Below are 10,870 nucleotides of genomic sequence, written 5' to 3' on the forward strand. Positions count from 1 at the left end.
CGGTCCTCGTAGCGCTGCAACCACAGGCTGGGCTTGCCGTACAGGCTCACGCCCCGGTCGTGCCGCGCGACATTGGCGTGATAGATCCCGCCGACGACCCAGGTGCCCTTGTGCCCGTACCAGAGCTCCTCGCCGACCGCCTCGTTCGCGGGCTCGGGAATCCAGGCGTGGACCTGCTTGGGGCCGTTGAGGCGCAGCCCGCCGTAGATCCACCGCTCAATGGCGGGGGCCGCATCGCTGGTGCGTCCGCTCATAGCTGGTCGTACTCCTCACTGAGCTGGTCGAGATCGATGCCGCGCTCGGCGGCGATGCGGGTGACCTCGTCGGTGATCCGCTGCTGGGCAGCAGGCGAGAGATGGCTGATGCCGCGCAGGGCGGCCACCATCCACCAGTGCTCCTCGTCGTCGGTGTCGAGGAAGAGCACGTGCCCGGTGACCCGTGCCGGTGGACCGGTCGGCGAGGCCGGCTCGCCGTCGACGAAGGCGGCCATCTCATCGCAGACGCCGGGCTCGCGGGACAGCACCACGACCTCGACGTGCGGGACCGGGATCAGGCCGGCGCGGTCGGCCAGGCTGCGGCGGGCCTGCTGCCAGGTCAGGTCGTATTCGCCGTCACGGGCTTTGACCTCGCCCGGCCGCACGTACAGGTGCAGCGTGGCGTACCGGTGGGTCGGGGTGCCCTCGCCACAGTCGACGATGACGATGTACTCGACGGGGTCCGTGCCGGTGCCGTACCGGACTGCGGAGATCACTGGGAACTCATCGACGGTCACCCGGCTGGGAATCGGCGGCATGCGGGTGTCGGTCATCGGGCACCGGCCGGGGTGCTGTCACGGGGCACGTCGACGATGCCGATGAGCCGCCACCGGCGACCGGTCCAGACCTGCCAGACGAACTGGGTCAGGTCGGGGTGCTGGTCGGCGATGGTCCAGGTCCAGTGGAAGCCCATCGGGCAGTACCGCCCGTCCGGGCCGGGGCTGTGCCGGTCTACGGCAGATTCGCCGTACAGCACCGTCTCGTCGAGGACGAGGTCGTCGCCGTCGAATCGCAACGGCGGGGCGCTTTCGTCCACGGCGTGGTCGAGATCGGTGCCCGTCATGCCCATCTCGGCCAGGCGGTCACGTTCGGCGTCGCGCAGTCGCTGCTGGTCGGCGACCACGGCTTCGGCGACCTCGCGGGTGCATCGCCATACCGCCCAGCCGTTCCAGTAGTCGATGAGGGTGCCGACGAAACCGACAGGGATACGGGGCGGCTGCCCGGTCCAGGCCCAGCCACCGGCGAACACGGCGATGCTGCCGATCCGCACGTTGTCGGGGTGCAGGTGGCTGAGGTCGGCGGGTGGCCGGCTCGCGGGATTCTGGGGGCGGGCCGCGGGTTCGTTGTTCATGAAGGTCCTCCTCGAAATGGAGGCAGGCCACGGCCCCTGCCGGGGTGGTGGCCTGCGTGCGTGTCCGGCCGTGGCAGGCCGGTCGGAGGTGCTGTTAGCGCTGCGCTTGGGCGAGGTCGGCTGCGGTGCGCGGCCGGGCGGCGCCGCGACGCCGGTCGGTGCGACCAGCCAAGATCAGGTCCAGGAGCCGGCGGCCTTTGACGCCTGCCTGCTCGCGCAGCTGTTCGGGCAGCCCGTCGGGCACTGCGACGGTGCGCTGCCGGATGTCGATGCCGAGCTGCGCCGCGACGGTCATCGCGCCCATGCCTTGTGGCCGGACGAACAGATGGAGCCGGGCGACGGCCGCGGCTGGCTCCGTGCGGCTGGGGCTGATCAGGACGTATTCGTTGCGCCAGGACCGGAACTCGATGTCCGGTGCGACGCGGATGGTGCCCGGCTTTCCGTCGCGGTGGTAGGGCCACCAGCCAGGCCCGTAGGTGATGCCGTAGTCATCGACGACGTACTCCCAGTCCCCGTCGGGTGGGGCGGCGCCGTACATGTCGAAGGTGGGCTCGAACCGTGGTGTCATCAGGCCTCCAGGAGGTGAGGCCCGGCCGTTACTGCGCACGGTTGTGGCCTCGGCCACGTGCGCACGTTCGCGGCCGGGCCGACCGAACAGGTGGGACTACTGGGCGGTGTCGCCGTCCTCAGCGTCGCCGTCCTCGGCGTCGTCGGTGGCGGACGACGTGGTGTCGGCAGGGGCCAGGTCGGCGAGGATGGCCTTGGCGACGCGCAGCACGGTCTGCGCGCATTCCTTGACCAGGTCCATGTCGCCGTTGGCCCAGCCGAGCACGTAGGCGTCGCTGTAGATCTGCGTGTCCAGGCCGAGCGCCTGGCAGCACAGGTGGGCGACGCTTTCGGCCTCGGTTTCCTTCCGGCCGCGGTGCAGATCTTCGCCGAGGCGTACCCCGGTGGTGTGGTCGCAGCGAATGTGCGCCAGCTCGTGCATCGAGGTCTTCGTGCGCTGGGCCGGCGACACGTCATCGCGGACCAGGACCTGCCGCACACCGAGGCCGGTGACGGTTACCCCGTTCGCCTTGCCCAGGTACTGGCTGCCGGGCGCCGCCAGGTCGAACGCGTAGCCGGCGTCTTTGATGAGCTTGACGATGTCGTCGTAGACGCCGGTCGGGTCCTCTCCGTCGAGCAGCTGTGGCGTCTGACCGCCAGCGGTCTTGATCCGGCGAGCCCGCTGCACGGTGGGCACCTGGAACGGTTCCCCGTCGGTCTGCGACAGGTCGAACGTCGACGACAGCCGGAACCCGACCACCTGCTTGACCGGGCGCCCGTGCTCGTCACGCTGGACCTTGCGGCCTTCGGCCTCCCACTTCTGGGCTTCCTCCTCGGTGGGCCGGCGCCGGATCGGCGCCCAGACCTTGAACGCCTTCTCACCCTTGCGCACGCTGCGCTTGTGCTTCTTCCAGCCGCTGGTGCCGGCCTTGTTGCCGAACGGCAGGAAGAAGGTCGGGGTCATCTGCCGTTCCTCGGCCTGCATCAGCAGCAGGAACTGGTTGTTGAGGGTGTACTGGGCGCCGAAGCTGGCGACGGTCTCGATGAATGTGACCCACTCGGCCGGATCGGCGGCCAGCCGGGCCAGCCGGGCGTCGAAGTCGGCCTTGATCTTGTCGAGGAGCTCCGCGCGCTCCTGCTCGGACTGTTCACTACGGGCCTGGCGACGTGCCATGATTCGGTCCGTCCTCTCTCCGCCATGTGGCGGCGGACAGGCGGGGACCGTCGGCCCCAAGCCTGCCCGTAGGCACATGGATGGGGCCGAGACCCGGACGTTCCGGGTCGGCGGTGATGCCGGTGACCGGTCGTCAGGAGACGACCGGTGCTGAGTGCAGGCCGCACACCATCGAGCGATGGCGATTGCTGCGGCATCAGGTGGATGCGACGATCGGCCGGTGACAGAGGAGATGACCGGCTGGCTGCGCCAGTGCTTCGACCATGACCGCACGAGGCTTTTGGACACCGCCCGCGACGCAGCCGGGACACCGGGTGGATCGGTGGTGGCCAGGTTGGCGATGGATCAGGTGTCGGGCATTGCCTCGGCGTCGAAGGTCGTTGACCTTGCCGAGCAGGTGTTGGCCGAGGGCGGCGATCCGCGGTTCGGGCAGGTCATCGCCTGGCTTGCCTACGCCCGTTCGACCGCGCCTGGGTACCTGGATACGTGGGCGCCGGACGAGGTCGACCTGGTCGCCGAGCTCAAGGGGTACGACGACCTCGACGACCTCGACGACGAGGACCGGTAAGCCGCAGCGGCCCTTGTGCCGCCATCGGCCGTGTTACTCACGGCTGAGTGAGGTCGACCATCCGCTCGCGGAAGAATGCGATCGGATCGACGGCGTTGATGTTGCTGGCCGGAGCGCCGAGGTGCGTTTCCAGATGCAGGTGTGGGCCACTGGAGTGGCCGCTGGATCCGACCATGCCGATGACCTGCCCGACGGCCACCGTCTGACCGACGTCGACCACCGGCCGGGACACCATGTGGCAGTACCGGGTCACGGTCTTGTCGGCGTGCTGGATCTCCGCGTACCAGCCGCAGCCCTGCACCTTGACGGGGTCACCGTCGACGTCGCACGAGTACGGGCCGCCGTCGACCAGGTGGGCGTTGCAGCGGACCCTGACGACCACTCCGCTCGCGGCGGCGTGGATCGGGGTGCCTTTCGCCGCGCCGATGTCGACGCCAGCGTGCAGGCGCCCGTCGCGCTGCCCGAACGGCGACACGATCGGCCCGGGGACGGGTTTCATCCAGCCGGCGACGCTGGCGCAGTCTTCGGCTGCTCCGGCCGGTGCACCGCCCGGCGCGAGACCGGACACCGCGGCGACGATCGCGGTTGCGTCGGGTTCGTGCTTGGCATAGGCGTCGGGATAGCCGCTGCGCTGTACGGCCTGAGCGGCTTCGGTCAGCGTCATGGTCTGCCAGCCGGCGATGGTGAGCAGCTTGTCGTAGAACTTCCCGGCGGCATACTCGGGGTTCATGATCTGGGTCGGGGTGCCCCATCCCTGGCTGGGACGCTGCTGGAACAGGCCGAGGCTGTCGTGGTCGTTGTCCTCGCCGAGGTTGCCGAGGTTGTGCAGGTTCGACTCCTGCATAGCGGTGGCCACGGCGATGACCTGTCCCCGGGGTGGGATGCCCCGGCGGGCGCCGACGCCGACGATGATCGCGGCGTTGCGCATCTGGTCGGCGTCGTAGCGGCTGGTCGAGCCCGGCAGCGCCGGCAGCAGCGTGCACGCCGACGCGGCACCGCCGATTCCGGCGACGCCGGCTACGCAGATGAACGCCACGCCTAGGACGCAGGCGGTGATGATGGCGAGCAGACGGCCGGTCATGACCGGCTCTGGGGTTCGTGGGCGTGCATGGCCGTGCCCTTCTGGAGTGGTTGCCGGACGGGAGCCGGCAACCACTCCTGGGCGCGACCGTGGTGCGGGCGGCCGGCGGGAAGCCGATCCGTCCGCACCACGGCGGGGTTCAGGAGGTTGCCGGCAGCAGCGGCAGGTGGCCGTTGCTGGAGGCGAGTGCGGCGATACGGGCCACCGGTGTGGCCGGGGAGTTGAGGAGGTTGGCCTGGCCGGTCAGGCGGATGCGCTGCGCCGTGCGCGTGGACACGTCGAACTGGTTGGCGATGTCCTGGTTGGAGGCGTCGGGGGCGTGGAGCATGGCCTGCCAGATCTCGCGCCAGCGGTCGTAGTCCGCCTGCTGGGTGGGGATGTAGCGCAGCAGTGAGGCGTTCAGGGCCGGCTGCTGGGCGTGGTGGCCGGCGGCGGCCACTCGGTCCGCTGGTTCGCTCGCGGCTGCCTGCTCGGCGATGGGCTGACCGCTGTCGGGTGGCTGGATCTCGTTGGCGATCGCCCGCGCCCAACCCCTCGTGTCGATCATGGCCATGAGGGCGTCGGCGACGTCGTCGACGGGTGTGGTGGTCGCCGCGATCGCCGCGAGGATCGGGTCGGTGTCGTGCCGGGACCGGATCCGGGCCTCGATGTGGCTGGCCAGTGCGGCCCTACGGGCTTCGGTGCGCAGTTGGATGCGCGCTTCGGCGAGGGACTCGTGCAGGGTGTAGTCGTATTCGAGCGCGAGGTTCTTCGCGCGCCGGGTGATGGCCGGTTCGCGCCACCACTGCAGCAGCCCGTAGGACGGCGGGGTGGTGGCGAGCTTCCCGGCGGCGCGCAGCGCGTCGCGGCGTCGGGCCGAGGAGTGCAGCAGCCATACGGTGTAGGCGAAGACACCGAGACCGCCGAACACCGTTGCCAGGTAGGGAGATCCGGCGTGGCCGACGATGTTGATGCCGACGGCCAGGGTGACCGAGCCGGCCGACAGAATCCTCCAGCCGTACGCGTTCTCACCGAGGCGCTGGCGGGTGTCGGCGAAGCCGGAGCAGACGACGCCGCCGAGGTCGATCACGACCGCGAACGGCAGCGCCAGGATCGCGCGCAGCCACAGCGGCATGCCGTCCGGCCACGGCGGGGTCTCGACGCCGACCCAGATCTGTCCGATCGACGAGCCCAGCGCAGCGACGGTGTAGAACGCCCAGGCGGCGTGCTCCGCGGCGCGGCCGAGCATGTGGTCGTTGCGGGTGGCGGTCATCGGGCCCATGCGGCACATCCGGTCGGGGTGCGGCGGGCGATGGCGTTGTGGGACACGGGTTTCCTCCTGCAGATGTGCAGGGCCCAGCGCCCCGTACGGGACGCTGGGCCGAATCGGGTTCGGCTGTGCGTCCCGCGAGTGGTGCGGGATCAGCTGTGGTGCTGGAAGCGGGCCGGGCGTTGGCTGGTCTGGTCGACCTCGCCGGTCTCGGCCAGGCGCAGCAGAATGCGCCGGATCGTGCCGTGCGAGCGGCCCAGAACCTTGGCCAGTTCCCAAGGCGTGAACGCCAGGTGCGGATAGGTGCGCAGGTGCGTCAGGATCAGCGGCTTCAGCTGCCCGTAAGGCAGCCGTGGCCGGGTGGTAGACGTGGCGGTCGTCCTCGTGTCAGACGCGGTCGTGTCGTCCGGCCGGAGACACCGCGCACGTGCTGTCGCCGCGTCAGGCAGGCAGCTGTCGGCGTGATCCGGCGTCAGGTCGTGCACGGTCGCGACAGGCGGACCGAAGCGATCATGTGACGCCGGTTCTGTCGCGTCACGCAGCTCGTCTCGGGCGATCACGGCGCGGGGCGTCGGCTGCTGGTGAACCGGCAGCTGACGGATCGGCCGTGGTGACGTCCCTCGCACTCGATGTCGCCGAGCTGCCGACCGGTGTCGGCGGCCTTGCGTCGCATCGTGGCTTCCAGCTCGTCGATCTGCGGCCCGTAGAGATGCTCGTAGTGGCTCTGGTTGTCGGCCTGGTCGGCGGTGACGAGGTGCTCGGGGAACGCGGTCAGCCACATCCGGAAGTACAGGCCGGCGCCTGATCCGTGCATCGGGGCCTGCTGACTGACCTCCGCCAGGGTCAGGCAGATCTCGGCCGCGGTCGCCGGGCACAGGTCGGTGCCGGCGGCGACGCGGTCCAGCAGTTCCCGGGCATGGCCGCGGTAGACGAATTCGGCGTTCATGCCCGGGCCGATGTCGCGCGGCATCAGCACGCCGAAGGCGTGGTAGAGCAGGTCGGCCTGGGCGGGGTGGCGGCGGACGGCTGCGGCGATCTCGTCGTCGGCCCACTCCATGGCCGCGAACAGCGAGCCGGCTTCCGCCTCGATCGCGGCGAACAGGGCGGCCGGGTCGGCGCTGTCGGATCGGTGGCTGCCAGATGTTGTCGTAGTCATGCGCTGTGCTCTCCATCCACTGTGGAGGGCATCGCCGACCGGTCGCCCGTCAAGGGCGACCGGAGTCGGCGATGCCCTTGAGGGGTCTTGGCTGCTAGCGGGTGCGGCTCACGCCGCAGGGGTTACTGGCCGGTGCGGTGTGCGTCGGTGGCACCGGTGTTGTCGGTGTCCTCGTCGGGGAAGCGTTCGACACCGGCGGCGGCGAAGATGTGGTCGAGGAAGGCCGCATTGAGGTCGCCGCTGTCGGACACGTGTTGGTCGTAGCTGTCGAGCTGGTAGGTGAGGCGGTCCCATTCGTCGTCCGTGAGGGGCCGGCTGTCGGCTTCGATGGCGCCGCGGTCGAGGTAGGCAACCGCGATGCCGGCCCGCCCGGCGAAGTCGAGCAGCGCCATCGTGGGGTCGCTGAAGCAGCCGATGTAGGCCTCGTACGCGGCCGAGGTCGGGGACAGCCCGGTGCTGTCGTCGCGGACGGCGTCGCAGCGGTTCGCCGTGACCTGGCGCCAGTCCAGCCCGAGGCCGATGGTGTAGCGGCCGTCGGGGTCGGGACCGGTGCTGCGCAGGGCGTCGCTGTCGCCTTCGACGTGTCGCCAGTCGGCGACCAGGTGTTCGCCGGCCAGGTGTAGCCGGGGCAGGGTGGCGTCGGCTTGGGCGAGGGCGTCCTCGTAGCACTCGGCGCTGGCCATGGCGTCGTCGATCGCTTCGGTGCGCAGCTGCTCCAGGTCGCGGCAGATCTGCGCGGCGACGGCCCGGCTGACCCGGATCTGGCCGGGCTGGTCGGCCGGGTCGGCAAGGTAGCCGATGCGCCAGCGGCCGGAGCGGTCCTGCGACTGGTGCAGCAGGGTGTGGCTGTAGACCCGCACCCGGGTCTTCAGTGTTGTCACGTGGGTGTCCTTCCTGTTAGCGGCGTCGGGGTTGTCAGGGCGTGGTAGCGGGGTCGCAGCGGTGGGACGTGACCTCGGCGAGCAGGGAGCCCAGACGGTCGCCGCCGGTCAGCATGGTGATCGGTTCGTGGCAGGACGGGCAGGTCAGCCAGTCGCCGTCGTCGTCGGCGCGCAGGTACACGTCGGGGTCGACCGCCGGCCTTTGCGAGGGGGTGGGAAGGTCGAGCCGGCGCAGCAGCGACTGCTGGGCCTGGGCCCAGGTCAGCCCATGGTGCGGGCCGTAGTCGCCGCGCTCGGCGTGCCAGCGTCCGCCGGCGTGCCACGCCCGCCAGGTGACGTACCAGGCGGTGTCGGCGGCCCAGTCCGGCATCCGCTCGGTGCGACGGCAGATGACAATCCAACTGCCGGCGTCCTCGCGCTCGGCGACCGCGGCCACCACTGGGTATCCGTTGACGACGGTCGGCGGTGCACTCACCACCGTGGGCACACGTCCCGGCTCGTGCGCGACGGCGGCGGGCTGCCGTTCGATGCGGCGGCTCACGTAAGGGTTGGCGGCGTACCGGTCCACGACGAGCAGGTTGTGGCCGGTGTGCACGAGGTCCGTCGCGTCCAGCAGGGTCACGTACGGCACGGTGGTGTCTTCGCGCAGCGCGTCGAGCCAGTCGGCGATGATCTCGCCCGACGCGTGCGGGTCCGGCAGCGGATGCTGCTGCTGGAACTCCGGGCTGCCGACCGCGCCGCCGGTGGCCACCACGGCGGTGAAGATGGCGATGATGTCGCGGACGACGGCGTCGAAGCAGCAACCGACGATCACCGTCGGCCGGTAGGACCCGTCCCACTCGATGAGCCCGTACACGGGTTCGGTGGCCATCGCTGTCCCGGTCATGCGCGCACCGCCCCGAGCAGCGAGTCGACGGCGTCGCAGATGGCCTCGGCTTCATCGTCGTAGGCGTGCCACGCCGACGGCGGGATCTCCGCGGCGTCGGCGTCTTCCGCGGCGTAGTAGGGCGCCATCATGGCGTTCCAGCGCCGCAGACGAAGCCGCAGCCGGGCCAGTTCGCGGACCTCGGCGGGCTCGATCACCAGCCGCAGGGCCTTGATACCGCGCAGGTCGGTCCATCCGTACCAGGCGTCGGCCGGCGGCACTCCCGGGTCGGCGGCGACGGTCAGGATCTGCTCGGCGCGGCACCCGGTCACGGTGCTGTGGTGGGCGTGGACGCGGGCGATCGCGTCGGCGCGGTCGTGCGCGGCGATGACGTAGGCGATGGACGGATGACTCGGACTGCCGCTGTCGGCGACAGCGACGGTCCACGGATTGGTCAGGGTCGTCCGGGTGGTCACTGGTCCTCCTCGGTGTCGGGGTTCAGGGCTTGCGCGATGGAATCGGCCATGGCAATGGCGTCGGCGGCACTGGCGTCGTGGATAGTGGCCAGCTGCCGGGCGCCGGCCGGGGTGATCAGGCTGTGCGCGTGCGTGAAGCCGCCCGCGTCGAGCTGGCCGCGCAGATGCTCGGCGAGCTCGGTGTGGTGTCCGGAGACCGTGCGGAGGAACTCTTCGAGCTGCTCGACCCGCGTGTGGGTACCGAAGACGGACAGCAGATGGTCCAGGGCCGTGACCGTGGCGCTCATCGCACACCTGCCGTCGGGGTGCCGGGGCGGCTGTCGCGGCGGGGGCGGGGCAGCGCGGCCAGCCCGGGTCGCCACCGCACCGCGGTTCCGGGCGCGGTGCGCTTGCCGTGCTGCAGGGCGGTGTCGGCGTTGCGGAGCATCCGCGAGGTGGGATCACCGGTGCCGAGATGCTCGGAGACGGTGACGCCGGCGGTAGCGCTCGTGTGGACATACACCGCCCGGCTGTCGATGCGCAGCTCGACCGATCCGCGCAGCGCGGCGAGGACGCCGGCGGGCAGCTCGGCGGCGGCGTCAACGGTGACCCCGGCAGTGGCCGGCCAGACGACCGCGAACTCGTCGGCGACGAGCCGGTAGACGGTGCCGCCGCGCTGGGTGGCGGCGTGGCGCAGCTGTGCGGCCTGCAGGACCAGCAGCTGGTCGCCGATGCGGTAGCCCCACTGGTTGGTGGTGGAGAACCGGTCGAGGTTCACGATGGCCAGCACGAACGGCCGCCGTTCCCGGTCGAGCTGGGCGAGCCGCCGGGTCAGCGCGCTGCGGTTGGCCAGCCCGGTGAGCGGGTCGGTGGTGGCGGTGCGCACCGCGACGTCGAGGGCCGTTTGCAGGGTGGCCATACGGCGGGTGCCGAGTCGGTAACCGGCCCAGCCGCCCAACATGGCGACGACGGCCGCAACGGCTGCGACGGTCAGGATGGTGAACACTGGTGATGCCTCCTGGTGACGAGGACGAGGAGGTACCGAGGGCAGCCGGTAGCAGCCGGCTGCCCTCACCTCGCGAAGGTGTGCAGGGTGATCCCTGCGGAGAGGGCCCGGCTGGGCCTGCCCGCTGCGCGGGCCGTTGGGTTACTGGTCGTGTTCGCGCACGACGGCGACGGCGGCCTGCTCGGCGTCGCGCTCGTCGTCGGCGTCGACGGTGGCCGCCCAGACACCCTGGCCGAACCGCTCGCCGTCGCCGCCGCTGACGTCGTGGCGTCCAGCGATCACGCCGACCGGGATCGGTTCGTCGTCGACCCACACCCCGACCACGGTGAACGCGCCGTCGTTGTCGGTTTCGTCGGTGGCATCCGAGGGCGGGTATGCGGTCGCGCGCAGCAGGTTGGCGTGTTCGCGGTTGAGGATGGCGGCGACGTGGGCGAGTGCTTCGACGGCGGCGTCGGTGCCGCTGGTTGCGGCGTCGGCGGTGAAGTCGTCGAAGCCCTGGTGCA

16 protein-coding genes are annotated in these 10,870 nt (G+C 70.8%); 1 reads left to right on the plus strand and 15 read right to left on the minus strand.

Going from position 1 to position 10,870, the window contains the following annotated elements; genetic code table 11:
- The 5 genes from Air01nite_RS39280 to Air01nite_RS39300 form a co-directional block, all read right to left on the minus strand.
- Nucleotides 1-254, minus strand: a 254-nt coding sequence (locus Air01nite_RS39280; RefSeq protein ID WP_203708504.1) for a hypothetical protein, incomplete at its 3' end; no start/stop codon positions are given.
- A complete protein-coding gene (locus Air01nite_RS39285; protein ID WP_203708505.1) occupies nucleotides 251-808 on the minus strand; it encodes a hypothetical protein in 558 nt (185 codons plus the stop codon). The genes Air01nite_RS39280 and Air01nite_RS39285, both read right to left, overlap by 4 nt.
- On the minus strand, nucleotides 805-1,386 hold the full coding sequence (locus Air01nite_RS39290; RefSeq protein ID WP_203708506.1) for a hypothetical protein: 582 nt from the start codon (nucleotides 1,384-1,386) through the stop codon (nucleotides 805-807). Before Air01nite_RS39290 ends, Air01nite_RS39285 begins: the two co-directional genes overlap by 4 nt.
- 94 nt (nucleotides 1,387-1,480) lie before the next feature.
- On the minus strand, nucleotides 1,481-1,954 hold the full coding sequence (locus Air01nite_RS39295; RefSeq protein WP_203708507.1) for a hypothetical protein: 474 nt from the start codon (nucleotides 1,952-1,954) through the stop codon (nucleotides 1,481-1,483).
- 96 nt (nucleotides 1,955-2,050) lie between these two features.
- Nucleotides 2,051-3,106 carry an ArdC-like ssDNA-binding domain-containing protein gene (locus Air01nite_RS39300; protein ID WP_203708508.1) on the minus strand — a complete coding sequence of 352 codons (1,056 nt, stop codon included), beginning with the start codon at nucleotides 3,104-3,106 and terminating at the stop codon, nucleotides 2,051-2,053.
- A 178-nt stretch (nucleotides 3,107-3,284) separates the two neighbouring features.
- Between Air01nite_RS39300 and Air01nite_RS39305 the strand changes: the two genes are divergently transcribed.
- The gene (locus tag Air01nite_RS39305; protein ID WP_203708509.1) at nucleotides 3,285-3,674 is read left to right on the plus strand and encodes a hypothetical protein; all 390 of its coding nucleotides are present in this window, start codon (nucleotides 3,285-3,287) and stop codon (nucleotides 3,672-3,674) included.
- A 37-nt stretch (nucleotides 3,675-3,711) separates the two neighbouring features.
- Here Air01nite_RS39305 and Air01nite_RS39310 read toward each other — a convergent pair whose 3' ends face one another.
- The 10 genes from Air01nite_RS39310 to Air01nite_RS39355 all read right to left on the minus strand — a co-directional run.
- The gene (locus Air01nite_RS39310) at nucleotides 3,712-4,755 is read right to left on the minus strand and encodes a M23 family metallopeptidase (RefSeq protein WP_203708510.1); all 1,044 of its coding nucleotides are present in this window, start codon (nucleotides 4,753-4,755) and stop codon (nucleotides 3,712-3,714) included.
- Between the two features lie 139 nt (nucleotides 4,756-4,894).
- Nucleotides 4,895-6,007: a hypothetical protein gene (locus tag Air01nite_RS39315; protein ID WP_203708511.1), complete on the minus strand. Its 1,113-nt coding sequence runs from the start codon at nucleotides 6,005-6,007 to the stop codon at nucleotides 4,895-4,897.
- Nucleotides 6,008-6,156: 149 nt separating this feature from the next.
- A complete protein-coding gene (locus Air01nite_RS39320; RefSeq protein WP_203708512.1) occupies nucleotides 6,157-6,489 on the minus strand; it encodes a hypothetical protein in 333 nt (110 codons plus the stop codon).
- A gap of 71 nt (nucleotides 6,490-6,560) precedes the next feature.
- Nucleotides 6,561-7,160 (minus strand): hypothetical protein, encoded by a 600-nt coding sequence (locus Air01nite_RS39325; RefSeq protein WP_203708513.1) that lies wholly within the window; start codon nucleotides 7,158-7,160, stop codon nucleotides 6,561-6,563.
- 122 nt (nucleotides 7,161-7,282) lie between these two features.
- The gene (locus Air01nite_RS39330; RefSeq protein WP_203708514.1) at nucleotides 7,283-8,041 is read right to left on the minus strand and encodes a hypothetical protein; all 759 of its coding nucleotides are present in this window, start codon (nucleotides 8,039-8,041) and stop codon (nucleotides 7,283-7,285) included.
- Between the two features lie 34 nt (nucleotides 8,042-8,075).
- Complete coding sequence (locus Air01nite_RS39335) at nucleotides 8,076-8,927, minus strand: hypothetical protein (RefSeq protein ID WP_203708515.1); 852 nt, start codon at nucleotides 8,925-8,927, stop codon at nucleotides 8,076-8,078.
- Nucleotides 8,924-9,382 (minus strand): hypothetical protein, encoded by a 459-nt coding sequence (locus Air01nite_RS39340; RefSeq protein ID WP_203708516.1) that lies wholly within the window; start codon nucleotides 9,380-9,382, stop codon nucleotides 8,924-8,926. Before Air01nite_RS39340 ends, Air01nite_RS39335 begins: the two co-directional genes overlap by 4 nt.
- Entirely contained in the window at nucleotides 9,379-9,669 is a 291-nt protein-coding gene (locus tag Air01nite_RS39345; protein ID WP_203708517.1) for a hypothetical protein, read from the minus strand. The genes Air01nite_RS39340 and Air01nite_RS39345 overlap by 4 nt, the downstream gene beginning before the upstream one ends.
- Entirely contained in the window at nucleotides 9,666-10,367 is a 702-nt protein-coding gene (locus Air01nite_RS39350) for a GGDEF domain-containing protein (protein ID WP_203708518.1), read from the minus strand. Before Air01nite_RS39350 ends, Air01nite_RS39345 begins: the two co-directional genes overlap by 4 nt.
- A 141-nt stretch (nucleotides 10,368-10,508) precedes the next feature.
- The coding region (locus Air01nite_RS39355; RefSeq protein WP_203708519.1) for a hypothetical protein at nucleotides 10,509-10,870 on the minus strand (362 nt) is incomplete at its 5' end.

Origin of the sequence: Asanoa iriomotensis, assembly GCF_016862515.1 — a bacterium.
In the GTDB taxonomy this organism is placed as follows: Bacteria; Actinomycetota; Actinomycetes; order Mycobacteriales; family Micromonosporaceae; genus Asanoa; species Asanoa iriomotensis.

What these genes read in the sequence shown, in the direction of transcription:
- Air01nite_RS39285 (WP_203708505.1), bottom strand. Translation starts at nt 808, where the DNA reads ATGACCGACACCCGCATGCCGCCGATTCCCAGCCGGGTGACCGTCGAT.
- Air01nite_RS39290 (WP_203708506.1), bottom strand. Translation starts at nt 1,386, where the DNA reads ATGAACAACGAACCCGCGGCCCGCCCCCAGAATCCCGCGAGCCGGCCA.
- Air01nite_RS39295 (WP_203708507.1), bottom strand. Translation starts at nt 1,954, where the DNA reads ATGACACCACGGTTCGAGCCCACCTTCGACATGTACGGCGCCGCCCCA.
- Air01nite_RS39300 (WP_203708508.1), bottom strand. Translation starts at nt 3,106, where the DNA reads ATGGCACGTCGCCAGGCCCGTAGTGAACAGTCCGAGCAGGAGCGCGCG.
- Air01nite_RS39305 (WP_203708509.1), top strand. Translation starts at nt 3,285, where the DNA reads ATGGCGATTGCTGCGGCATCAGGTGGATGCGACGATCGGCCGGTGACA.
- Air01nite_RS39310 (WP_203708510.1), bottom strand. Translation starts at nt 4,755, where the DNA reads ATGACCGGCCGTCTGCTCGCCATCATCACCGCCTGCGTCCTAGGCGTG.
- Air01nite_RS39315 (WP_203708511.1), bottom strand. Translation starts at nt 6,007, where the DNA reads ATGACCGCCACCCGCAACGACCACATGCTCGGCCGCGCCGCGGAGCAC.
- Air01nite_RS39325 (WP_203708513.1), bottom strand. Translation starts at nt 7,160, where the DNA reads ATGACTACGACAACATCTGGCAGCCACCGATCCGACAGCGCCGACCCG.
- Air01nite_RS39335 (WP_203708515.1), bottom strand. Translation starts at nt 8,927, where the DNA reads ATGACCGGGACAGCGATGGCCACCGAACCCGTGTACGGGCTCATCGAG.
- Air01nite_RS39345 (WP_203708517.1), bottom strand. Translation starts at nt 9,669, where the DNA reads ATGAGCGCCACGGTCACGGCCCTGGACCATCTGCTGTCCGTCTTCGGT.